Raw genomic sequence first — 21,405 nt, 5'->3', positions numbered from 1 at the left:
AAGTCCGGGCCCAGTGCGTCCACCGTCGCGGGCGACAGTTCTTCAGCGATGAGTACGACAGGTTTCGAGCTCACGTGGACTCCTCAGACAGCGTTGTTCGAACTGGTCGGTCAGGTCGTGTGCCACGGGCCGGAGACCGGTCCGTGCCCGGAGGTCCGGTGTGTCACCCGCTGCGACCTGCGCTGGAGGAACCCTCTCCGAACGGATTCCCGTCCCGTTCCCGATTCGTGTCCGCAACCTGCCCGACCGCCGCCTGATTTGTCAGGGCACGATGCCTGACCGGATGAGCGGCAGTCGCCGCCTGACTACGGTCGAGGCTGAACAGCCTCTCCCCGACCTGCGCGCGCCTGGGTTGAGAGGCCGGATTGTCGGTCGACAGCGACCGAGTGCCGGCCCAGGCCGCCCTTGCGGCCGCGTCCTTGCCCCGGTGGAAGAGGTCCGTCAGCTCAGTCCCAGCGCACTCGATGTCTCCGCGCCCAGCAGCGCGGCCAGTTCGCCCGAGGTCGGCCCGGTCGCAGGACCCCTCCGTGTCACCGCCAGAGCCGCTGCCGCGTTCGCTCCGCGCGCCGCCTCGTAGGCGGATGCTCCGCGCCCCAGCAGTGCCAGGAACGCGCCCACATGCGCGTCCCCGGCCCCGTTGCTGTCGACCGCGTCCACGGGAAACCCGGGGACGTGCACGATGTCGGGAGAATCCGGTGCCGACAGCCAGCAGCCGTCCTTGTCGGCCCGTACGACGATCCCGGCCCCGCTCCGCATCCGCCCGCGTAGCACCTGTGCGGCTTCCCGCGGCTCCGCCACCCCGGTCATCAGCCGGGCCTCCCGCGCATTGCAGCTCAGCCAGTCGGCCCGGGCCAGTACCGGGTTCAGTACCTCGGCCGGGATGTCCGCCACCAGCGGCGCGGGGTCCAGACAGACCCGTACGTCTTCCGCGAGGCGTGCGACCATGCGGGACAGCAGAGGGCCGTTCACCTGCATCACCAGGCTGTAGCCGGAGACCTGCACCAGGTCGCGGCTCCGCACGGACGCGGCGATCGTCGCCGTCTCATCCGCCGTCATACGTGCGTCGACGCCGAAGCTCGTGACAAAGGTCCGCTCGCCTCCTTCGTCGACCAGCGCCACGCAGAACCCGGTGTCGCCGTCCGAGCGTGCCGGAAGGACCAGTCCGACCCCTTCTGCCGTGAGCGAGGATCGCACCAGCTCTCCGTAGGGGCCGGTGCCGTGGAGCCCGGCGTAGACGGCTTCGGCGCCTAGCCTGCGCGCCGCGGTGAGTGTGTTGAAGCCACCGCCCGCGTAGAGCTCGGTGCGGGTTCCGATGACGTCGCCCCCGCGCTCGGGCAGGTCGGGCACCTCGATGACGAGGTCGACGATGACGTTCCCCACGAGGACGACACGGTAGTCGTCGTTCATCGGGTGGCCTCCTCGAACGTGGTGGGACCGGCGGCGGGGTCGGGGGCCGGATCGGCGCTCAGCGGTGGACGCCGTCCGAGCAGCAGGTAGGCCGCGCCGGCTGTGACGATCGCGATGAGCCACCCGAGGCCGTTCGTGCCGAGCCAGGAATCGGCCAACGGGCCGGCGAACCACACGTCGTCGGCGCCGGTCGCGGCCTTGGTGAAGGTCAGCCCGGCTGCGATCGCGGCCAGCCACGCGAGGACGGCGGGCAGATTGAACCCGCCGGTGTACCAGTAGCGGCTGCCACGTCCCGTGTCCATCAGGCCGGCGGGGTCGTACTGCCGGCCTCGGACCATGTCGACGGCGATGACACCGATCCAGGCGGAGATCGGCACGGCGAGCAGCGTCAGGAAGGTGCTGAACGGGCCGTAGAAGTCGTCTGCGATGAGCATGAAGTAGATGCCACCGAGGAACATCAGGATGACGTCCAGAACGACCGCCCACGCACGCGGTACCCGGATACCGAGCGTGATCATCGTCAGTCCGGCCGAGTAGGTGGAGAGGTGATTGGACATCAGCAGCCCGCCGAACGCCGCGATCAGATACGGCACGGCCATCCAGGACGGCAGCAACGCGTTGATCGCCGCGACCGGATCGGCGGAGGTGGCGAGCGCGGGATCACCGGCCGTGAGGAGCGAACCCAAAGAAATCAGCAGGACGAGGGGAATGCCGGCACCGAACGCCGAGGCGCGCACGAGCCGCCCGCCCGGGATCGACTGCGGCAGGTAACGGGCGTAGTCCGCACCGGCGTTGGCCCATCCGATGCCGGTGCCCGCCGCGATGAATCCGATGCCCGCGATGACGCCGCTGGCAGGGCCGGCCGGGTGGTCGAGCACCTTCGACCAGTCGACGGTCGCCACGAGGAAGCCCATCACCACCAGGTTGAGGATTCCGAAGACCACGGTCGCCCACTTGTTGATCCACATGATGGTGGCGTGCCCGAGCCCGCTGATCATCAGTGTGCAGGCGATGAAGACCAGGAGACACAGCAGTGTGAGGACCGTGCCTCGCTCGACGCCGAAGACCGTGTTGAGCAGGGCGAGCAGCGCGTACGCCGCTGTGGTGGTGGTGATCGTCTCCCAGCCGACCCGGCTCAGCCAGGTCACCAGGGTCGGCCCGTGGTTGCCACGCTGCCCGAACACCGCACGGGACAGCGTCAGGGCGGGGGCGCCGCCCTTCTTGCCCGCGATGCTCAACGCACCCACCAGCGCGAACGAGCCCACCGAACCGGCGACCGCGACGAGAACGGCCTGCCAGATGTTCAGACCGCGGAAGGCGACGAGAGTCGCGCCGAGCGGCAGCCCTAGGAGTGAGATGTTGGCGGCGAACCACGTCCAGAACATCTGGCTCGCGTGACCGCGCCGCTCGCTGTCCGGGACCGGTTCGATCCCACGGGTCTCCACGGTGCCGACGCGGTCGTTCTTCGTTGAAGCGGCCATCGCGGGACCTCCTTGCCTGTGCTCGGTACAGAGGGAAAAACAGGGGAAGACAGAAAGAAAGGGGGGATTCAGCGAGTGCGGTAGGTGAGCAACTGCTCTGTCAGAGGACCCAGTTCGAGATCGTTCACCTCTCGCAGGGTGTGAACGGCGTCGACGGGCAGGGCGCTGAGTCCTCCCATGGCTCCGGCGATCGCCCCCGCGATGGCACCGATCGTGTCGCTGTCACCGCCGAGGTTCGCGGCCAGCAGCGCGGAGCGCCACGGGTCACCGTTCGTGAGCGCCAGTACCGCGAACGCGGCCGGGATCGATTCCTGGCTGGCCACGCTGGTGCCGATGAGCGAGTCGATCCGGTCGAGCGCCGCCGCTGTGTCCTGGTCGGCCACGAGGTCGCGTGCCCAGCCGATACGCGCCGAGATGCTGGCGCCCGCTGTCCAGTGCCCGCGCCTGGCACCGGCCGCCGACATCGCGACCGCGGCGTCGAAGACGTCGTCGAGCGAGCCGCCGGCAAGGCCTGTGGAGACGGCTGCGGCGACGGCCGACGCGCCCGCGATCCCGATGGTCGTGTCATGGGTGACCTGGCAGGACTCGACGACCCGGTCCAGGAACCATTCCGTGTCGTCGGCGCCGAACGCGATACCGACCGGCGTCACCCGCATCGCGGCGCCGTTCGTCGTGCCGTGCTTGCCGGCCTCCGTGAGGTCGACGCCGCGTGTCACCGCGTCCAGGGCCGCTTTCGTCGACGGACCGAGCAGGTCGAACGACCCCTTGGCCTTCATGTCCTTCTCCCAGGACAGGAGTTCCTCCGCGAACAGCAGAGGATCGACGTGCCCGCCGCCCTCGACCAGGAGCCGCGCCACGATCACCGCCTGTTCGGTGTCGTCCGTGATGGACCCGGCCGGCATTCCGGCGCTCACCGGGTTGTCGGGCCGGGCGGGCTCGAAGCCACTCAGCGTGCCGTAGACCCGTACGACATCGGCGCGGGACATGACCTGCGTCGGCATCCCGAGGGCGTCGCCCAGCGCGAGCCCGTAGAAGGCGCCGAGGGCGCGGTCGAGCAGGGCGGGGTCGGGTGTGGAGGTCACAGGTGGGCTCCTCGGCCGGTCCGTACGTGCAGTTGGAACCTGGACGGATCGAGCAGACTGGTGACCTGCTCGACGACGTCCCCGTCCGCGCCCCGGAACACCTGGGCGACGCGAAGGAAGGACTCCTCCGGTGAGCGGTGCAGGATCGCGGCCTCGTCCGTGGTGAGTCCGACGACGGAGATGTGCGCCTCGCCGGAGTCGGGAACACGCCCCGCGGCCGCGAGAGTGCGGCTCAGGGAGCCCTCGTCGAGCCCGCGCTCCGGCAGGTCGAGGAGATCGGCGACGGCAGGCACGCGGCTCAACTCCAGCGACACACCGTGCCCGCCGACCAGCCGGCGGACGCGGTCGAGAGCGATGAACCGGGTTGACGGCAAGCCCAGTTCGCCGGCCAGAGCCTCGTCCCGTATGCGCTCGAAGCGCAAGGTCTCGGTCGTCAGTTCGGTACCCTGCGCGGCAAGTGCACGGGTCCAGCCGAGCCGCTGGTCGAGGGGCGTGCCGTCGAAGGTGACGAGCGACCCGATGCCGGCGTGTGTCTCGATGAGTCCCTGCTCGCCGAGGACGTTGAGAGCCTGCCGCACAGTCGTACGGCTCACTCCGAACCGCTCTCGCAGCGCATGTTCGCCGGGCAGCTTGCTGCCGTCGGCATGCACTCCCGCTCGGATCTCCTCAGCGAGCACATGAGCGACACGATGATGCTTATAAACCTGTCCAGGCATGTCTAGAAACTAGACCCGAGCCACCCGACCTGTCTACACCTGTCCAAAAGCCGAGCCGGAAGCCCCCCGCCGAAAGGGGATGCGGCGCCCCGGTCGGGCACGCAGAGGCGCCGGGCGTTCGTACGGGATCCCGGCGCCGTCGGGCGATCATTACCTCCTGGTGGCCGGTCCGGAGGGAAACGAGTTCTGCTTGGACTCACCGACGGGGAACGTCACCCCGGTGAGGTCTTCAGAGGCGGCCCACAGGCTCTGCTGGACTGCTGCCTCGTACGACTCGGGGCTGGAGGTGACCAGCCGGGGGTGGCCCATGATCTCGTTGCGCCCGCCGGGACCGTAGTACTGGCCGCCGAGCGTGGCGGGGTCCGTGGCGGCGCGCAGGGTCGGCAGCGCGCCCATCGCCGGCGTCTGGGTGATCAGCGGCGCGAGCCAGGTGAGCGGGAGCCTGAGGGCCGCGGGGGTGTTCCGGGCGAGTTCGGTGCCGGACAGGCCGGGGTGCGCGGCCACCGCGACGGTGGTGCCGTGTGCGGCGAGACGGCGCTGCAGCTCGTACGTGAACATCAGGTTGGCCAGCTTGGACTGACCGTAGGCGCCGACCCTGCTGTACGACCGTTCCCACTGCAGGTCGTCGAGGTGGATCGCGGCCCGGATGCGGTGGCCGGTGCTGCTGACCGTCACCACGCGCGAGTCGGGCACCGGCAGCATCAGGTCCAGCAGCAGCCCGGTGAGGGCGAAGTGGCCGAGGTGGTTGGTACCGAACTGCATCTCGAAGCCGTCCCGGGTGGTCTGCTTCGGGGTGTACATCACGCCGGCGTTGTTGATGAGCAGGTCGATCCGGTCGAACCGGGACAGCAACGCCGCCGCCGCGTTCCGGACGGAGTCGAGCGAGGTCAGGTCGAGCGCCTGCACGGTCACGTCGCCGGTCATGCGGGCCGCGGCCTGCTCGCCCTTCTCGGTGTTGCGCACGGCGAGCACCACGGTCGCCCCGCGCTCGGCGAGCGCCTTGGCGGTCTCGTACCCCAGTCCGGTGTTGGCCCCGGTCACCACGGCCACCCTCCCGCGCTGATCCGGAATGTTCGCCGTCGTCCACTTCTCACTCATGTCAGACCCTCAGCTCAGTAACGTACCGGAAGTATCTTGCGTGGACGACGCTAAAGTACTCTCGGTACTTTGTCAACGTACCGCAGGTACCTAAGTTAGGCTGGTGATCGTGACTTTCCAGCGGGCGCGAACCGAAGAGCAGCGGGAGATCCGCCGACGGGCCATCCTCGACATGGCGTCGGCGATGCTCGACGAGATGCCCGTGGCCGCGGTCACCCTCAACGAGCTGAGCCGCCGGGTGGGCCTGGCGAAGCCGAACGTGCTGCGCTACTTCGAGTCCCGCGAAGCGGTGCTGCTGGAACTGCTGGACCACTTCCTGCAGGAGTGGCTGACGGAACTGGCGGGCGAGTTGGCGGCCGGCGTCGACGAAGATCTGCCCATGGCCGAGCGGGCGACAGCGGTGGCAGAGATCCTCAGCCGCTCACTCTCCGACCGGGTGGTGCTGTGCGACCTCTTCGGCTCACAGGGCACCGTCCTGGAACGCAACGTCTCCGTCGAGGTCGTAGCCCGCTACAAGCGCGCCTCCCTGGACCGACTGACCACCATGACCACCACGATCCAGAAGTACCTGCCGGAGCTGGGCGAGAGCGCGACCCTCTTCAGTCTGCAGACCATGGTCCTGGCCGGAGCGCTGTCCGCATACAGCACACCCCCACCCAGCCTCCAAGCGGCCTACCGGGCCGAACCCGACCTGGCGCGCTTCCACTTGGCACTGAAGGACTCCCTGAAGTCGGCCCTCACCGCAACGCTCCTGGGCGTGCTGCCCCGCGTCTGACAGCGGACCTGTGCAGGACGGGCCTGGCGAAGGCCACCTTCATGTCCTGCGCTCAGCCGAAACTCCAGACGGTTCGAGGCAATGTTCGATGACAGACCGTCAATGCCAAGCTCACGTGATACGTCGGTACGCGGCGCGGGCGTTGGCGATGCGAGCGAGGCCGGTTCCGAAAGCCGTTGCGGCGAGAAGGCACGCGAGCCAAGCGGTGTCGCGGTGTCCGGCCCAGGTGAGTTGTCCGAGGGGCGGGATGGCGAAGCCGTTGAGCAGCAGCCAGCACAGTACGGCGGTACCTGGCGCGGCAGTGAAGCGGGCGCACAGTCCGAGTACAGCGGCCAGGAGGGACAGCGCGAGCAGGGCCGTGCCGGGGTGTCCGTGTTCGCCGAAATGGTTGGTGATCGCCACCAGCAGTAGAGCGCCGGTGAAGGCCGCGAACCAGACGATCGGAGTCGCAACGGGCTGGGGAACGGCCCTGGCGCCTATGCTTATCCGCACCCACTCGATCAACTCATACTCCCTTCGGCATGGACGCGAGGCAGGGCAAGAGTTCTCACCGAACCCTGGGTTGCAAAGAATATTCCCATGGGACGCCCGCGGTTCCGTGCGGGTCAGGGCGGTGAGCACGGCGGGCAGGTCGGCGGTCCAGACAGCCGGATCGGCCTCGGCGCGGTGGTGCGGCACGGTTGCGTAGCCATCCGCGCCTGCGTCTCCGGCAGCGGCCAGGGCGGCGGCTTCCAACGGGCAGACCGCAGCGGTCAGCCCGTAGCGGGTCCTCCTCGTCCAGAGTGACAGCGCGCTACAGCGCACCAGGTGCCCGGCGGCGCGCGGGTTCGTCGGTATGGCTGCCGCCCACCGGTGTTGCCGACGGGCGCACGTGGTGGGGCTGCTGTGAAGCGTCGCGAGTCCGCGCCGAGCCGTCCGAAGCCGAGCCCGCGGCGGCCGTCGAGGAGGAAGGGTGACGAGGAGAGCAGTGGCAGCGGCCCCCTGACCGCCCTGTCCGCGGTCATCCTAGTGGGCGCCTGGCGTCTGGTAGCCGTCTTCCCGAATCCGCCTACATCGTCGCCGGATCCCCCGGCAGCATCGGCGTTCAACAGGTCGGAGCGTGGCAAGCCGCCCGCGAGAAGGGCGAGGAGACCGAGGTGTCGGAACCGTCGACGCCAGACGTCGAGGAAGCGCTGCGTCGCCCCGTCGGCGACGACAACGGCGTGCCCCTCACGCGGCTCCAGCGGGACGTGCACGTCGCGCACACGAAGGTCGCGAAGGCGCTCCTCGCAGACGCGGGTATCGAGGGGAAGACCGGCGTCCGCACGGGCAAGGGAGATGGCCCGGGCTCACACAAGAACGCTGTCCCGCCGACCCCCTCCCCTGCCGTCGACTCCCATGGGGACGGTTGTTGTCGCAGGTCAGAAGCCACCGCCAGCACCCCCGACCCGGCGCCCCGCGAAGAGAGGTCGCGTGTAGGGCACATCCGGCCTGCCCGGGCGATCCATAACCCCAACGACAGCATCCGCCGCCACACCAAGAGGACGACATGAGCCCCACGTTCACCACCATCGCCCGCGGGATCACCTACCTCGTCCTCTTCGTCGGCGTCCCGATCGGCACGGCCGCCGCCACGACCCACCACATGCTCGACGGCACAGAGTGGACCACCCCCGAGCCGGCCGAGCCGCGCCCCGCCGCGAAGCCCACGGCCATGAAGGCCCCTCCGTCGCCCAATGCGCGCAGCTCAGCCGCCCCGTGGAGGCTCGGCGACTGCGTGACCCGGCAACTCCGGATCGTCGACTGTGCCCAGGGGGCATTACAGGTCGTCGGCAGCATCCGCGACCCCGGCCACCGCCCTTGCGCCGACCTGCCGGAGACCACCCAAGTCCGGCCCGCGGGCAAGTACGCGCTCTGCCTGACCGACTACTGACCACGCCGGATGCTGTCGTTGGTCGCTCCGACGGCCTGGGTGGCCTGCCTTTCATTCCATTGAACTTTCTTCTCTCTCCAGCTCGTTGACCGAGACAAGGACGTAAACTTTATCCCCCAGCACAGCCCATTCGGTGTCCTTGACAGACACTGAGACCCAGGCATCCGCCGTTCGCTGCTTTACACTGCAAAATGCGCCCGCAGTTTCTTTCAGCTTCTGTGCGACCCTCGCGTCCGTGTCGACTGACTCACCATCCGGGGCGCTGTAGATGTCATAGGACGTGCTAGTCAAGACCGCAGATTTCCGAACTTTCACTCGGTCCCCTTTCTTGAACGGTACACCTTCCCCTTTCCCGCTTTCACGATACCGTTCGAAGCTGTCGAAGTGGAAAACACGACCGATCATCCCAGGATCTATGAGCGAATCACTCGACGTGATGTCACGCATTGACACAAGCTCAAGAAAAATTGTGGACCCGATCAGCTCCGCCTCTCCCGCTTTGGATTTGTGCCAGCCCATCCTGTCGCGTTCTTTCGACCGGTCAAGGAGGATGCCATAAACGCCATGCACGCGGGTCACCCACGATTCGAGCTCGTCAGGACGTTCAGGTACCAGGTAGCCGAAATTCTGCTGAAGAGCCTTGTCGGTGAGTCTTCCGAGCAGCTCCAACTCTCCTTCCTCTCCGGATTTTTCGACTTCCTTGACAGAAACGACCAGACGCTGCAAAAGCCTCAGGGATAATTCATATGCCACCCGATGGTCATCGATGTGCTGTTTTTCGTCCGCTTTGATGGCCTCGGCCATCAAAGCACTCACCTTGAGCTGTACTTCGTACTCCCCGTCCTCGGGTTTGCGCGGCCTCCAAAAAGAATTGACGTGGTTCAGCTGATTGTCCCAGGGGCCTGGATTCGCCGCCCGATCCGCTTTTTTAGCCCTGTACGTCCCGGAGGGGTACACCCCTTCGGCAAGTCCGATGCTCTTGAAGGACCGGAAGTCGCGTTCCCCTTCCAGCACCAGGCGCATTTTTCCATTTTTAGCATCGGTCTTGAGCAGGACTCCTTTCAGTCTCGGAGGTTCCGTTTCCCCGAGGAATTCAACATCGGGCCAGCCCTTGATGTTCTGCGCCGGCACGGCCACATAGTCCGTACTCTCATGTTGTATTCCGTCGAGTACCTCGTCCTGATACTGGAGCGGTTTCACGCTGAGAACGTTCGCCCCCAGAACTTTCGGTTCAGACGTACCCCACCGAGATCTCAATACCTTTTCGGTGTTCGCAAGCGGTTTCTTCTGCTCATCACTGCCTTCTGCGCTTTTCCCGTCATCCACAACCCTCTGGCTCCTTCTACTCGTCGGCCGCGTGCGGCCGGCTGGAACGGCCGACGCGATCGGCCGCACGACCGGCCCCGCCCCGCGGCATCACGTCACTCGACAATGTCTGTCGGCGCTCGGGACCACGACCGGATGTTCCCGGCTGATCCACCGGAGCGGAGGACTGAGGGTGCGGCCGATCTTGGTGCGCACTTCGATGTCAGCTGCTGGGTTTGCCGTTGACGGGTGCAGTGTTCACGGCGGCGTGATCGATCTGGTTGACGATCTGGGTGGGCATGAAGAGGGTCCGGAATGCCTCCGCTCGCTTCTGGTCGCCGTCGCGGGCGATCTCCAGGGCGATCTGAAGACGGTCGGCTTCGCGTTCTTTGAGGAGGTTGTCAGCAGCCTGGGCGCGCAGGGCCTGCTCCTGGAGCCCGGTCGAGTAGGCGTCCAGACCCTGGCCCTCGCCGAGGAAGGCGTCGACGGTGACGCCGTCGGTGCGCATGACGTGGCGCTCGGCAGCCGTGACGATGCCTGGCAGGGTGATCGTGCGACCGTCCGGTGTGGTGTAGTCGCTGGTGTAGGTGGGGTCGACGGCCGGTGCCAGCTCGGTTCCGTCGGGTGCCTGGGTGCGTACGAAGCCGGGGTGTGTGTTGCCGGTGAGGTCACGGGTGGCCCCGACGAGGTCGAGGATCTGCCGGCGAACCTCGGCGGTCCTGGGCACGTTCAGGACACGGTCGAGGAGGGAGTCCAGCTCGGCGAGCGGCACCTCCTCGCGGGATTCGGAGTGGCCGCTGAAGAACGCGACACGGACGTCGACCAGGTGCAGGACAGCCGCGTACTCCTGATTCATCTGGCGGAAAAGGAAGTTCAGGGTGCGGCTGGTGTTAATGTTCTCGATGGTCCGCTCGACCGCCGACTCCTCTCCCTCCTCCAGCTTCATGTCCATGCTGGTGTCCACGGTCACTTCACGGCGCGCGGAAGCCCTCGCGGCGTTCTTCCCGACCGCGCTGGTGAGATTCTTCGCGAACTCCTGCCGGGCGGAGCTGTTGCTGCCGCTGATTCCGCCGCTGACCGAGGCACTCGCGCTGCCCCAGCCCCAGGAGCCCTTCGCGGACGCGGAAGCCTGAGCGTTGTACTCGAAGCTCTTTGACGATTCGGCGGAGTTGCCCTGCTCGGCAGTGACGGCCTGCTCGAACTCCCGCTCGCTCTCGTCGCTGGTGGAGTCCAGCACCGACGACGTCGACTGGATGCTCTGCGACGACCGCCTGTAGGAGCTCACCCGCATCGTCGTGCGCTCTCCGGGCAGCAGGGTGAAAGTCTTGATCACCCTGCCGGGTCCGTAGCTCAGCGGCACCGAGGTGAGCTGATAGGTCTCCACCAGGAGGAGGCGCGGTCCGGTGTAGCGGGCGTCCGGCACGAAGCGGAACGTGTAAGCACCGCTGCCCGTCCGCGTCGCCGTCAGCTGACGTCCCTGGTGCATCTCCGCCACCACCGCGTCGGTGTCGACATTGCCCAGCGCGTCGCGGAACGCCTGCGCAGCAGCGCCGTCCGTCGGAACGCTCAGCAACGGGAACACCTTCGGGGAGCGGATGCCCAGATTCGTCAGGTCCAGGAACGCCTGCCGCACCCGGCTGGACGACAGGGCGGGCGGCATGGTCCGGCACGGCGGTGTGATCTGTCCGGTGACGGGGTCCTCGTAGCCCAGCACGAACGCCTGCCTGGTGACACTGCGCGGCCACTGTTCGTTCTCCGGTGTGGCCGGCAGAGGCCTGGACGCGAGGGTGAAGGCGAGCAGGCGGCCACTGAGCGCTGCGGACGCCGGCTGGCCCAGGTCAAGATGGAAGACGAGCGGGTTGCCGTCCAGGCTCATACGGATGTGGAGGATCTGCCCGTTGTACGACGTGAGCGAGCCGCTGATCGCCGCCGCGGGCGGGCCTCCGTTGAAGTCCACCTGGTTGATCAGTTGCTGGTCCTCCGTCATCACCTGGACCAGGAACGGAAGGGGCGTCGAGGCCTGTGCCGAGAGCCGGAACGAGTTCGCCGGCACGTCCGCGCGGCGCTCCAGCCGGTAGGTCACGCAGAGCACCTGTCGCCACGCGTCGTCGGGCACGGCGAGTTCCAGCAGGTGATTGCCCTGAAGACTGGTGCTCTCCGCAACCGCCTCGGACACACCCTCCAACAGTCCGGCAAACAGCTCCGCCATGGTCCCCATCCCCCTGCTCCGCACCACACGTAGTCCCTGCCGGACCAACGCCATGACGAGGAATATGCCCATGACACAACAATTGATCAAGGACAGGAACAGCCAACTCGCCCACCCCTTTGGAACGTTGCGTAACGCACCCGCGAAGCCGACCCGACTGCCGTCGGGCACCGGACCCACAGCTGAAGACCCTGCAACAGGCGAAGCCGACACCCGACGACACCATCACATCAGTAACCGCCCCGTCCCAGCGCCTGTCCAAAACCGATCATGCCCGTGCCCGTGAACAGCACGAGGAACCCAGACCAGCGGTGCCGCCGGATACACCGCGGCCGTCCGCACCGCCCGCACCGAACTCAGGGCGCCGTCTCACCGGGGTGTATCCGCACCGATCGAGCCGACTCCCCGACCGACCCGCACGTTCGCGAGCAGATACGCACGAACATGACCGCGGTGGGCATCCCCGCGGAGGCGATCCTTCGCGCGGCGGCCGTCGCCGTCGATCAGCCCGGCGACATCGAGGTCGGCGGATTCGGCCACACGCATCGGTGAACCGTGGGCGCCCGGCGGCGAGTTCGGAGCCAGGGAGTTCCGCTAGAGGGTGGCTTCCGGGCGCGCGGCCACCGCAGCCGTGACCGCCGAAGCCAACGGGTCGCGGCCCGGGCGGCCGAGGAGATCGGTGAGATCGGGAGCGGTGGCGTCCAGGAAGCCGTGCCGGATGGCCGAGGCGATCGACGCGAGCATGGGCGGCTGGAACAGCAGCAGCCCGGGGGTCTCGTCGAGGAGCCTGCGCCGGTACTCCCCCAGTCCGATGGTGCGATGCGGAACCCCCAGCCTGTCAGCCACCTGACCTGCTGTGATCGGCGTGCCCACCAACTCGTGGACCCGGCCGCGGTGTCCGGCCGGATTCGCCGCGACGGCGGCCGCGGCGTCGGCGAGATCCTCCCGCGCGATCGCGGCCAGGGCGCCGTCCCCGAAGGGGGAATCCACCCCCTCGCCGGCCCATGTCAGCAGGCCGCCGAAGAGTTCGGCGTACAGACCGTTGCGCAGGATCGTCCAGTGGAGTCCGCTCGCCCGGACCAGACGCTCGGTGGCCCGGTGCGCCAGAGCGAACCCGAGATGGTCACCGGCCGTGGTCAGGCTCGTGTAGACGACGTGGTCGACACCGTCGCGTACGGCGGCGTCCAGGACCGCCGCGTGCCGTCCGACGACCTGATCGTCCTCCGCGTACCCGGCGGAGATCAGCACCAAGGTCGACACCCCGGCGAGGTCGAGGCTCGCACGGTCGTCGAAGTCGAGGTGTCTCGTCCCCGGTCCCGGCGTGCGGCTGCCACCCGTCGCCGCCACGCCGCCGGCACGCAACGCCGCAAGGGTGGCGGAGCCGAGGTTCCCGCCTGTTCCCGTCACCAAGATCATGGCCATCACAGTCTTCCGTCGTGGTTCTCGTCGGTCATTACGCTTGATCCTTGATCGCACGCTGACCGGCCACAAGAAGGCAGTTCGATGTCACTCACGCACACCGGGGTAACCACCCCCGCCGCTCTCGACCCCTGTGGTCTCGAAGAGCACCCCGACTGCGGCATACGCGATGTGCTGGACCGCATCGGCGACAAGTGGTCGGTGCTCGTGATCGTCGAACTCGCGGGCGGGCCGCGCCGCTTCCGGGAGCTGCAGCGCGCCGTCGAGGGCATCTCCCAGCGCATGCTCACCCTCACCGTCCGCAGGCTCGAACGGGACGGCCTCGTACTGCGCACCGTCTATCCGACGGTCCCGGCCCAGGTCGACTACCGCCTGACCGGGACGGGAGCCGACCTGACGCACCTGGTCAAGGCGCTCGCCGACTGGTCCCTCGCCCACCGTGCCGATATCGCCGACGCACGGGAGTCGTACGACCGGACCCACCCCGACCACGACATCGGCTGACGCGGGGAGGCCGACACCGGGAGGTGCCGGGTCAGCGGGGCGCAGCTTTCAGCGCCCGATGCACAAGAACTCGGGCGCTGAAAGCTGCGCCAGCCCCAGGAATACTGAAGCGCGACGCCTACTGGTTACTGAAGGCGGCGTCGAACGACGCCTGCGGTTTCGGCCACAGCAGGGAGCGTACGAAGCCGACGGCTTCGGCGGCACCGTGCAGTCGGTCCATACCGGCGTCCTCCCACTCCACGGAGATGGGACCGCTGTAGCCGATCGCCTCCAGCGCCCGGAACGCGTCCTCCCACGGGACGTCTCCGTGCCCGGTGGACACGAAGTCCCAGCCCCGGCGCGGGTCGCCCCACGGCTGGTGCGACCCGAGCACACCGGCCCTGCCGTTGCGCGGGCGCAGCCGGGTGTCCTTGCAGTCGACGTGGTAGATGCGGTCCTTGAAGTCGGTGATGAATCCGACGGGGTCGATGTTCTGCCACATCATGTGGCTGGGGTCCCAGTTGAAACCGAACGCCGGGCGGTGCCCGATGGCTTCCAGGGTGCGCACGCTCGTCCAGTAGTCGTAGGCGATCTCACCGGGGTGGACCTCGTGGGCGAACCGGACGCCCTCGCTGTCGAAAACGTCGAGGACGGGATTCCAGCGGGCCGCGAAATCCTCGTACCCGGCGTCGATGACGGAGGCGGGGACCGGCGGGAACATGGCGACGTACGGCCAGATCGATGAGCCGGTGAAGCCGACCACCGTGTCGATGCCCAGCTTGCGGGCCACGCGGGCGGAGCGCTTCATGTCCTCTGCGGCCCGCTGCCGCACTCCTTCGGCGTCGCCGTCGCCCCAGACGTACGGCCGCAGGATCGCCTGGTGGCGGAAGTCGATGGGGGCGTCGCACACCGCCTGCCCGGCCAGATGGTTGGAGATCGCGTACGCCTTCAGGCCGTGACGGTCGAGGACCTCCAGCCGCGAGGTCAGGTATGCGTCGTCCTCGTCGGCGCGCCGCAGGTCCAGGTGGTCTCCGGACGCGGCGATCTCCAGGCCGTCGTAGCCCCAGGAGGCGGCCAGTTCGGCGACTTCCTCGAAGGGAAGGTCGGCCCACTGGCCGGTGAACAGGGTGACGGGATGCGTGGGTGCGGTCATACTCGCTCCTCGGTGTCGGGCGCGGTGTCGATCCAGGCCCCGTTGTCGCGGGCGGATGCCAGGACGGCTTCGGTGAGACGGACCGCGCGCAGTCCGTCGGCGAACGTGGGCATCCCCGCGGGGACGTGACCGCGGATGGCGCTGTAGACGTCGGTGACGAAGGCGGTGAACGCGTCCTGGTAGCCCAGGGGGTGACCGGCCGGCAGCGGGGACATGCGGGCGGAGTCGGGGGCCGCGGTCCGCGGATCGCGCAGCACGGTCTGCGATCCGTTCGGCCTGCCGATCCACAGCTCTTCGGGGCGCTCCTGCTCGAAGCGCACGCTCTGCCGGGTGCCGTGCAGTTCCAGCGTGAGACTGTTCTTGCGGCCGGGCGCGAGCTGACTGATGAGCAGGGTGCCCAGGGCGCCGTCGCCGAGTTCCACGATGAGCGCGGCGATGTCCTCGTTGGTCACCGGATGATCGCCCCGGCTCGTGAAGACGGTGCGTGTGCGGGCGGTGAGGCGGTGGATGCGCTGTCCGGTGACGAACTCGATCAGGTCGCACAGGTGGGAGCCGATGTCGGCGAAGGCCCGGGAGGGCCCTCCCGCTTCCTCCCGCGCCCGCCAGTTGTCGTCGCTCGCCTGCAGCATCCAGTCCTGGAGGTAGGAGGCGTCGAGGGTGAGGACGGTCCCCAGTTCGCCGCCTGCCACCAGTGCCCGGGCCTGGCGGGCCATCGGGTGGTAGCGGTAGACGAAGGGCACGGCGGCGACGCGGTCGGCCGCGTGTGCCGCGTGCACGAGGCGTGCCGCCTGCGCGGCCGTGGTGGCCAGGGGTTTCTCGCAGATGACATGGGTGCCCGCGTGGAGCGCGGCCAGGGCGTGTTCGGCGTGCAGGTGGTTGGGACTGCAGACGTGGACGACGTCCAGGTCGCGTGCGGTGGCCAGGGCGTGGGCGTCCGGCTCGTGTCGTTCGACGTCGAGGTCGTGTGCGGCCTGCTTGGCCCGCTCGGGGGTGGAGCTGGCCAGGGCGGTGAGACGCCCGCGTGCGGCCCGGCCGGCGCGGGTGTGCACCGTGGCCATGAAGCCGCCGCCGATGAATCCGGCGCGGATGGGTGGGGTCACAGCGTGGCTCCGTAGGGGTCTCGGTCCTCGGGTACGAGCGGGAGGTCGCCGATCCCGCTGGTGACGTGGGCGGTCTCGCCGGAGGCGGCTGCTTCGTCGATGGCCATGAGGGCGTCGAGCACGTGGTAGCCGAGTTCTCCTGTGGCGATGTGCGGTTGCCCGGCGCGGATGGCGCGTGCCATGTCCAGCACTCCCAGGCCGCGGCCCGATGCGACTCCGACGGGCGGGACGGTCTCCCACACCGGCTCACTGCCCGGCCGGGGGACGCGGGTGATCCGCACGTCGCCGGCGAACGTGTTCGGGTCGGGCACGACGAGAGTGCCCTCGGTTCCGGTGATCTCGACGACGCCGGTGCGGGTGAGGGGGGAGTCGAAGCTGAACGTGCTCTGGCTGACCGCGCCGGAGTCGAACCGGGCGATGGCGGCGATGTGGGTGGGGACGCCGACGGTGAAGTCCGTGCCGGCTCTGGCGCCGGCGCGGATGGTTCGGGTGGGACGGCCGGTCGAGCCTACGGCGGAGACCCGGCTGATGGAGCCGAACAGGCTGACCAGGGCCGTGAGGTAGTAGGGGCCCATGTCGAAGAGGGGGCCCGCGCCCTTGGCGAAGAGGAACTCGGGGTCGGGGTGCCACAGGTCCGGGCCCGCGTACTGCATGACGGTGTACGCGGACAGCGGAGTGCCTATGTCGCCGCGGGCGATGGCCCTGCGGGCGGTCTGCAGACCGGGGCCGAGGACGGTGTCGGGTGCGATGCCCACGCGAAGACCTGCGGCGGAGGCCGTGTCGAGGAGGGACCGGGCGCTGAGCCGGTCGATCGCGATGGGCTTCTCCGACCAGACGTGCTTGCCCGCGGCGATGATCGCCGAACTGACCTCCGCGTGGACGGCCGGGATGGTCAGGTTGACGACGATGTCGACGTCGGGATGCGCCAGGACGAGCTCCGGCGCTCCCCACAGCTCCACCCCGTACTTCTGCGCCTGGCCCCGGGCCCGTGCGGTGTCGAGGTCGCCGACGGCCAGCACCCGTACATCGGGAAACGCCGTGAGGTTGGTCAGGTACTGGTCGCTGATGTTGCCGGCACCGATGAGACCGACACCGACCGGAGTACGTGTCGTCATCAGGCGATGCCCCTCGCGGCCAGGTAGCGGACGGCGGACTCGATGCCCTCGAAGATGTCACCGTCGTAGTGGTCGAACTCGATGATGGCGAACTCGGCGTGCGCGGCGGCGGCCAGCGCCTCGTCGAGCGGCACCTGTCCCTGACCGGGGGCGACCTGCCCGGTGTCGGCGGGGTCCAGCGGCACCCCGGAGAAGAACGGGTCGTCGATGATCGCGCCGTCCTTCACATGCAGGGCCTTCACCCGTGCGCCCAGGCGTTCCAGCAGACCGACCACGTCCTTGCCGCCCGCGGAGGCCCAGTACAGGTCTATCTCCAGGTCCACGCCGGGGTCGAGGAGACTCACGAAGTACTCGAAGGCGCTGGAGCCGTCGACGGTGTGGACGAACTCCTGGGAGTGGTTGTGGTAGCCCACGCGCAGCCCGTGCTCCGCCGCGCGGTCCGCCGCTTCGTTCAGGAGCGCGGCTGTTCGGGCGATCTCCTTCTCGTCGGTCCACCGGGCCGCGGGGACGAACGGGTCGATGACCAGTTCGAGGCCGAGCCGCTTGGCGGCGGCGAAGGTGTCGTCGAGCGACGGGACGTCGGCGCCGTCGGGGCGCTGTGTGGACAGCAGTTCGGCGTGCCCGGTGCGGGCCGCCAGCCCGTGGCGGCGCAGCGCCCCGGACAGTTCCTCGGCGCGGCGTACGAAGCCGAACACCTCCACCTGGCTCAGCCCGAGCCCGGCGATTCTGGCAAGGGTGGCGTCCTGGTCGGCTTCCAGGGCATGGCGGACGGAGTAGAGCTGGAGCGACAGCTGTGGCGTGGGCATGTGCGGTTTCCTCTCGGGTTCGACGGCCGGGCCACGGATACGTCCGGACAGGAGCGAGGCGCAGCATGAATACCTACACCCATGTCGGTATCTGTGACGGGAGGGACGATACCTACAGTCCTGCTGGTTTTCTACGGTGGATAGCATTCCCGTATGACTAAGGCTGAAGCGGCAACGCGGCCGGCGAGCTCACGCAACTACCCCAAGGGCGAGCGGCGGCGGGCGCAGATCATCGAGGCCGCGCTCACCGCGTTCGGGCAGGTCGGCTACCGCCACGCCAGCACGGTCCAGCTCGCCGCGGCATGCGGTGTCTCCAGGGCCGGGCTCCTGCACCACTTCCCGACGAAGGAGTCCTTGCTCGAAGCCGTCCTGGAAGAACGTGAACTCCAGGACGACCAGCACTTCTTCCGTACCGACGGCGACCCCACCGACGGACTGGAGTACTTCGCCAGCATGATCCGCCTGGTCGCCCACAACCAGGCGAACCCCCTCGTCGTGAGCCTCTTCGCGGTCCTGTCCAGCGAAGCGACCACCACGGACCACCCGGCTCGTCCGTACTTCACCGCCCGCTACGAGCGGGCACGCAGCCAGATGACCCGGGCCATCGAGGATCTCGCCGACCGCGATCTGCTGCACTCCCACGTGGCCCCGTCCGAACTGGCGGTGAACCTCATCGCCCTGATCGACGGCCTCCAGGTCCAATGGCTGCTCAGCCCGGACACCATCGACATGCCGGAGCACCTCCGGAGCATGCTCCGCAATGTGATCAGCGTCGAACTACCCTTGTGAGCTGCCGCCGCGCCCGCCTCGCGAGCAGGGGCTCCTGACCGTCCGGCACCACGGGACCCCGTCCGGCCGGATTCGGTGTCCAGCCGCGCGTTGGCCATGACGGCCGTCGCGGCACCGTCCCGGTCGGGCACTGCAGCGTCGGGACGGGTGGGGCCGTCGACCGGCAGGCACCTTGGTTCCGGTGGCGGGGCAACTGCCCAGTAGTCTCTGGCCACATGGCCTCCGACGACCTGCGCAGGAGGATACCGAAGCAGGGACATTCAACAGCGAGCGATGAGGGTGCGATGAGTGAACTGACGAAGCCCCAGGTAGACGTTCCGGAGGGTGAAGCGCCTACCGAGTTGACCATCCGTGACCTGGTCGTCGGGGACGGGGCCGAGGTGAAGTCGGGCATGGTGGTCAGGGTCCACTACGTCGGGGTGACCTTCGGGTCCGGGAAGGAGTTCGATGCCTCCTGGGACCGGGGCCAGCCGTTCAAGTTCGCCCTGGGCAGTGGCAGGGTCATCAAGGGCTGGGACCGAGGTGTGAAGGGGATGAAGGTCGGCGGTCGACGCGAGATCATCGTTCCCCCGCGTCTCGGCTACGGCAATCAGTCGCCGTCACCATTGATCCCGGCGGGCTCGACCCTCCTCTTCGTGGTGGACCTGCTGGACCTGTATCGCAGCGTAGAAGGCTGGAGCAAGGCCTAGCGCTCAGGTGCACCGGTCGTTTCACGCCGGGTGGGCGAGGTCGGCGAGGCTCTGTCAGCCCCTGCGTTCGAATGCCCGGTGGAAGAGGCCGCGGAGGGAGGGATCGGTCCAGAACGCGTTGTCGCAAAAGCCGATGGAACCGTTGTGGGCGACGATGAATCCGTGGTCACCCGCTCGGAAGACGACGCCGTCCTCCCAGTGTTCGATGTTCGTGACCCGGACGGTGGAGGCATCCCCGTCGGTGTACCAGTGGTCGACCTTGAAGGTGACCTGATTGCCGCTGACAGAAGCCACCGTGCCCTCGAAGGCTGCCGTCTGCTCTGTCGCCCGGTCGCGCAGACTGTCGACGGTGGGCCCCGCACACTTGGCTTCGCCGCTCTCTCCAGCGGCCTTGAGGACAAGCGCGGACGGGGTGTCGTCGGAGGAGTCCATCGTGCCCCAGGCGATGCCGCCGGCCACCGCGAGCACCGCCGCTGCCACGAGGGCCAGACGGCGGCGAGGCCGGTGGGGGGACGCCTGCACGGTTCGCATGTCGGTGTCGACGGTCATGGTGGCCTCCATCAGCCGGTGGGGATCGGGTGGAGGAGCCACCGAGGCCGATGCGGGGTCGGCGGCCTGCAGCCGGGCGAGCAGTTCCTCATCGTTCACCGGTCGCTCCTTCCTTGTCCTTCACCAGACATATGTGCGGCCGACCCTGCGCCGAGCCCCGGCACATCCTCCAGCCTGCGCCACAGCACCAGCATCGTCTCCGCGAGTACGTCATCGACCGCACCGGCATCCGCACGCCGACGCAGATACCGGTGCAGCGGCTCGGCGACCACGCCCACCAGCGCCTCGAATCGGGCTTCCCGCTCCGGGGGACGCCCACGCTCCAGCTTGAACTCCATACCTCCGCCTGTCCGGCACCATCCGCTTTCTTTCACCAGCGACGGAGCACCTGCCTCGCAGGGTTCGCGAACGAGGTCGGGTGCCGGTGCCGGATGTCGGTACCGGGTGTCGGTGCCGGGTGCCGGGTGCCGGGTGCCGGGTGCCGGTGCCGGGTGCCGGTGCCGGGTGCCGGTGCCGGGTGCCGGGTGCCGGTGCCGGGTGCCGGTGCCGGGTGCCGCCTACGAACCAGCGGTCGTCCTCGCGCCATTCATGCTGCGGGCGAGGTCAGTTCGAAGACGGCCCCTGGTCGCGACCGTCACGTGCGCACGTGGAAGCGCAGCATGGTGACTCCGCCCGACTGGACGTTGCTGAACGGCTCCAGGTCGATCCGGTCGAGGCCCGGCGGTGCGAAGCGGACGCCGTCGCCGAGCAGCACCGGCAGCACGTACACCAGGATCTCGTCGACGAGGCCTCGCTGCAGGCACTGGGCGGCCACATCGGCTCCGAGGATCTCCACGTTCTTGTCGCCGGCGGCTCGGCGTGCCGCGGCCAGGGCCTCCTCGATGTCGCAGGTGAGGAAGGTGACGTCGGGGTCCGGCTCCTCGGGCGGGCGGTGAGTGAGCACGAACTGAGCCCCGCCGTCGTAGCCCGTGTTCTCCTCGGACATCCGCTTGCCGACCTCGTACGTGCCCCGCCCGATGAGCATGGCGCCCGTGGCCGCCATGACATCCGGGAACGTCGCCGACGTCATGTGCTCGAAGATCCAGTCCATCGTGTGGCCGGGACCGGCGATGAAACCGTCCAGGGACATCACCCTGTTCACGACCACTTTGCCGGTGCTCGCATCCCTCATGCGTCTTCTCCAAGCAAGTAGAGGGCGGGATCGCATCATAGGTCGGTGAGCGACCTCTGCTCCGGCGTCAGCCGGAACCCGGACCTGTCCCATGGCGCCACCGCAGCATCCTCCCGGCGGAGGTCTCTCCTTCTTGAGGACTACTC

Annotated in this window: 21 protein-coding genes; 5 read left to right on the top strand and 16 right to left on the bottom strand. The window is 68.4% G+C overall.

What is annotated here, in order from left to right; genetic code table 11:
• Positions 1-441: 441 nt before the first annotated feature.
• From C6Y14_RS41500 to C6Y14_RS41480, 5 genes are all read right to left on the bottom strand, one after another.
• A complete protein-coding gene (locus C6Y14_RS41500) occupies positions 442-1,407 on the bottom strand; it encodes a PfkB family carbohydrate kinase (protein ID WP_107022113.1) in 966 nt (321 codons plus the stop codon).
• On the bottom strand, positions 1,404-2,888 hold the full coding sequence (locus C6Y14_RS41495) for a purine-cytosine permease family protein (protein ID WP_107022112.1): 1,485 nt from the start codon (positions 2,886-2,888) through the stop codon (positions 1,404-1,406). Before C6Y14_RS41495 ends, C6Y14_RS41500 begins: the two co-directional genes overlap by 4 nt.
• 68 nt (positions 2,889-2,956) lie before the next feature.
• Positions 2,957-3,970: an ADP-ribosylglycohydrolase family protein gene (locus C6Y14_RS41490; protein ID WP_107022111.1), complete on the bottom strand. Its 1,014-nt coding sequence runs from the start codon at positions 3,968-3,970 to the stop codon at positions 2,957-2,959.
• Positions 3,967-4,686 (bottom strand): GntR family transcriptional regulator, encoded by a 720-nt coding sequence (locus tag C6Y14_RS41485; RefSeq protein WP_107022110.1) that lies wholly within the window; start codon positions 4,684-4,686, stop codon positions 3,967-3,969. The genes C6Y14_RS41490 and C6Y14_RS41485 overlap by 4 nt, the downstream gene beginning before the upstream one ends.
• Positions 4,687-4,836: 150 nt before the next feature.
• On the bottom strand, positions 4,837-5,784 hold the full coding sequence (locus tag C6Y14_RS41480; protein ID WP_107022109.1) for an SDR family NAD(P)-dependent oxidoreductase: 948 nt from the start codon (positions 5,782-5,784) through the stop codon (positions 4,837-4,839).
• 109 nt (positions 5,785-5,893) lie between these two features.
• On the opposite strand from C6Y14_RS41480, the gene C6Y14_RS41475 reads away from it, so the two are divergent.
• Entirely contained in the window at positions 5,894-6,559 is a 666-nt protein-coding gene (locus tag C6Y14_RS41475) for a TetR/AcrR family transcriptional regulator (RefSeq protein WP_107022125.1), read from the top strand.
• A 111-nt stretch (positions 6,560-6,670) separates the two neighbouring features.
• Here C6Y14_RS41475 and C6Y14_RS41470 read toward each other — a convergent pair whose 3' ends face one another.
• Positions 6,671-7,063 (bottom strand): hypothetical protein, encoded by a 393-nt coding sequence (locus tag C6Y14_RS41470; protein ID WP_107022124.1) that lies wholly within the window; start codon positions 7,061-7,063, stop codon positions 6,671-6,673.
• Between the two features lie 1,024 nt (positions 7,064-8,087).
• Between C6Y14_RS41470 and C6Y14_RS41465 the strand changes: the two genes are divergently transcribed.
• The gene (locus tag C6Y14_RS41465) at positions 8,088-8,471 is read left to right on the top strand and encodes a hypothetical protein (RefSeq protein ID WP_107022108.1); all 384 of its coding nucleotides are present in this window, start codon (positions 8,088-8,090) and stop codon (positions 8,469-8,471) included.
• A 51-nt stretch (positions 8,472-8,522) separates the two neighbouring features.
• Here the strand turns inward: C6Y14_RS41465 and C6Y14_RS44385 are convergent, their stop codons facing one another.
• From C6Y14_RS44385 to C6Y14_RS41455, 3 genes are all read right to left on the bottom strand, one after another.
• Positions 8,523-9,797, bottom strand: a complete 1,275-nt coding sequence (locus tag C6Y14_RS44385) for a hypothetical protein (protein WP_159074411.1) — start codon at positions 9,795-9,797, stop codon at positions 8,523-8,525.
• A 202-nt stretch (positions 9,798-9,999) separates the two neighbouring features.
• The gene (locus tag C6Y14_RS41460; protein ID WP_159074410.1) at positions 10,000-11,985 is read right to left on the bottom strand and encodes a hypothetical protein; all 1,986 of its coding nucleotides are present in this window, start codon (positions 11,983-11,985) and stop codon (positions 10,000-10,002) included.
• 594 nt (positions 11,986-12,579) lie between these two features.
• Positions 12,580-13,401 carry an NAD(P)H-binding protein gene (locus C6Y14_RS41455; protein ID WP_107022123.1) on the bottom strand — a complete coding sequence of 274 codons (822 nt, stop codon included), beginning with the start codon at positions 13,399-13,401 and terminating at the stop codon, positions 12,580-12,582.
• An 87-nt stretch (positions 13,402-13,488) separates the two neighbouring features.
• Between C6Y14_RS41455 and C6Y14_RS41450 the strand changes: the two genes are divergently transcribed.
• Positions 13,489-13,908, top strand: a complete 420-nt coding sequence (locus C6Y14_RS41450) for a winged helix-turn-helix transcriptional regulator (protein ID WP_107022106.1) — start codon at positions 13,489-13,491, stop codon at positions 13,906-13,908.
• 118 nt (positions 13,909-14,026) lie between these two features.
• On the opposite strand, the gene C6Y14_RS41445 is transcribed toward C6Y14_RS41450, so the two are convergent.
• From C6Y14_RS41445 to C6Y14_RS41430, 4 genes are read right to left on the bottom strand one after another with little or no spacing between them, the layout of a single operon-like run.
• On the bottom strand, positions 14,027-15,040 hold the full coding sequence (locus C6Y14_RS41445; RefSeq protein ID WP_107022105.1) for a sugar phosphate isomerase/epimerase family protein: 1,014 nt from the start codon (positions 15,038-15,040) through the stop codon (positions 14,027-14,029).
• The gene (locus tag C6Y14_RS41440; RefSeq protein ID WP_225891539.1) at positions 15,037-16,140 is read right to left on the bottom strand and encodes a Gfo/Idh/MocA family protein; all 1,104 of its coding nucleotides are present in this window, start codon (positions 16,138-16,140) and stop codon (positions 15,037-15,039) included. The genes C6Y14_RS41445 and C6Y14_RS41440 overlap by 4 nt, the downstream gene beginning before the upstream one ends.
• Complete coding sequence (locus C6Y14_RS41435; protein WP_107022104.1) at positions 16,137-17,255, bottom strand: Gfo/Idh/MocA family protein; 1,119 nt, start codon at positions 17,253-17,255, stop codon at positions 16,137-16,139. The genes C6Y14_RS41440 and C6Y14_RS41435 overlap by 4 nt, the downstream gene beginning before the upstream one ends.
• Positions 17,255-18,061 carry a sugar phosphate isomerase/epimerase family protein gene (locus C6Y14_RS41430; RefSeq protein WP_107022103.1) on the bottom strand — a complete coding sequence of 269 codons (807 nt, stop codon included), beginning with the start codon at positions 18,059-18,061 and terminating at the stop codon, positions 17,255-17,257. Before C6Y14_RS41430 ends, C6Y14_RS41435 begins: the two co-directional genes overlap by 1 nt.
• Positions 18,062-18,214: 153 nt before the next feature.
• On the opposite strand from C6Y14_RS41430, the gene C6Y14_RS41425 reads away from it, so the two are divergent.
• A complete protein-coding gene (locus C6Y14_RS41425; RefSeq protein WP_107022102.1) occupies positions 18,215-18,850 on the top strand; it encodes a TetR/AcrR family transcriptional regulator in 636 nt (211 codons plus the stop codon).
• 284 nt (positions 18,851-19,134) lie between these two features.
• Positions 19,135-19,539 (top strand): FKBP-type peptidyl-prolyl cis-trans isomerase, encoded by a 405-nt coding sequence (locus C6Y14_RS41420; RefSeq protein ID WP_107022101.1) that lies wholly within the window; start codon positions 19,135-19,137, stop codon positions 19,537-19,539.
• A 54-nt stretch (positions 19,540-19,593) separates the two neighbouring features.
• On the opposite strand, the gene C6Y14_RS41415 is transcribed toward C6Y14_RS41420, so the two are convergent.
• From C6Y14_RS41415 to C6Y14_RS41400, 3 genes are all read right to left on the bottom strand, one after another.
• On the bottom strand, positions 19,594-20,187 hold the full coding sequence (locus tag C6Y14_RS41415; protein WP_107022100.1) for a hypothetical protein: 594 nt from the start codon (positions 20,185-20,187) through the stop codon (positions 19,594-19,596).
• The gene (locus C6Y14_RS41410; protein ID WP_225891538.1) at positions 20,184-20,426 is read right to left on the bottom strand and encodes an RNA polymerase sigma factor; all 243 of its coding nucleotides are present in this window, start codon (positions 20,424-20,426) and stop codon (positions 20,184-20,186) included. The genes C6Y14_RS41415 and C6Y14_RS41410 overlap by 4 nt, the downstream gene beginning before the upstream one ends.
• 296 nt (positions 20,427-20,722) lie before the next feature.
• Positions 20,723-21,259, bottom strand: coding sequence for a dihydrofolate reductase family protein (locus C6Y14_RS41400; RefSeq protein ID WP_107022098.1), 537 nt, complete (start codon positions 21,257-21,259; stop codon positions 20,723-20,725).
• Positions 21,260-21,405 lie beyond the last annotated feature (146 nt).

Origin of the sequence: Streptomyces dioscori, assembly GCF_003024195.1 — a bacterium.
In the GTDB taxonomy this organism is placed as follows: Bacteria; Actinomycetota; Actinomycetes; order Streptomycetales; family Streptomycetaceae; genus Streptomyces; species Streptomyces dioscori.
Note: the sequence above shows the minus strand (reverse complement) of the source record. Positions and strands in the feature narration are given on the sequence as shown.

What these genes read in the sequence shown, in the direction of transcription:
- C6Y14_RS41500 (WP_107022113.1), bottom strand. Translation starts at nt 1,407, where the DNA reads ATGAACGACGACTACCGTGTCGTCCTCGTGGGGAACGTCATCGTCGAC.
- C6Y14_RS41495 (WP_107022112.1), bottom strand. Translation starts at nt 2,888, where the DNA reads ATGGCCGCTTCAACGAAGAACGACCGCGTCGGCACCGTGGAGACCCGT.
- C6Y14_RS41485 (WP_107022110.1), bottom strand. Translation starts at nt 4,686, where the DNA reads ATGCCTGGACAGGTTTATAAGCATCATCGTGTCGCTCATGTGCTCGCT.
- C6Y14_RS41480 (WP_107022109.1), bottom strand. Translation starts at nt 5,784, where the DNA reads ATGAGTGAGAAGTGGACGACGGCGAACATTCCGGATCAGCGCGGGAGG.
- C6Y14_RS41465 (WP_107022108.1), top strand. Translation starts at nt 8,088, where the DNA reads ATGAGCCCCACGTTCACCACCATCGCCCGCGGGATCACCTACCTCGTC.
- C6Y14_RS41460 (WP_159074410.1), bottom strand. Translation starts at nt 11,985, where the DNA reads ATGGCGGAGCTGTTTGCCGGACTGTTGGAGGGTGTGTCCGAGGCGGTT.
- C6Y14_RS41455 (WP_107022123.1), bottom strand. Translation starts at nt 13,401, where the DNA reads ATGATCTTGGTGACGGGAACAGGCGGGAACCTCGGCTCCGCCACCCTT.
- C6Y14_RS41450 (WP_107022106.1), top strand. Translation starts at nt 13,489, where the DNA reads ATGTCACTCACGCACACCGGGGTAACCACCCCCGCCGCTCTCGACCCC.
- C6Y14_RS41445 (WP_107022105.1), bottom strand. Translation starts at nt 15,040, where the DNA reads ATGACCGCACCCACGCATCCCGTCACCCTGTTCACCGGCCAGTGGGCC.
- C6Y14_RS41435 (WP_107022104.1), bottom strand. Translation starts at nt 17,255, where the DNA reads ATGACGACACGTACTCCGGTCGGTGTCGGTCTCATCGGTGCCGGCAAC.
- C6Y14_RS41430 (WP_107022103.1), bottom strand. Translation starts at nt 18,061, where the DNA reads ATGCCCACGCCACAGCTGTCGCTCCAGCTCTACTCCGTCCGCCATGCC.
- C6Y14_RS41425 (WP_107022102.1), top strand. Translation starts at nt 18,215, where the DNA reads ATGACTAAGGCTGAAGCGGCAACGCGGCCGGCGAGCTCACGCAACTAC.
- C6Y14_RS41420 (WP_107022101.1), top strand. Translation starts at nt 19,135, where the DNA reads ATGAGTGAACTGACGAAGCCCCAGGTAGACGTTCCGGAGGGTGAAGCG.
- C6Y14_RS41410 (WP_225891538.1), bottom strand. Translation starts at nt 20,426, where the DNA reads ATGGAGTTCAAGCTGGAGCGTGGGCGTCCCCCGGAGCGGGAAGCCCGA.
- C6Y14_RS41400 (WP_107022098.1), bottom strand. Translation starts at nt 21,259, where the DNA reads ATGAGGGATGCGAGCACCGGCAAAGTGGTCGTGAACAGGGTGATGTCC.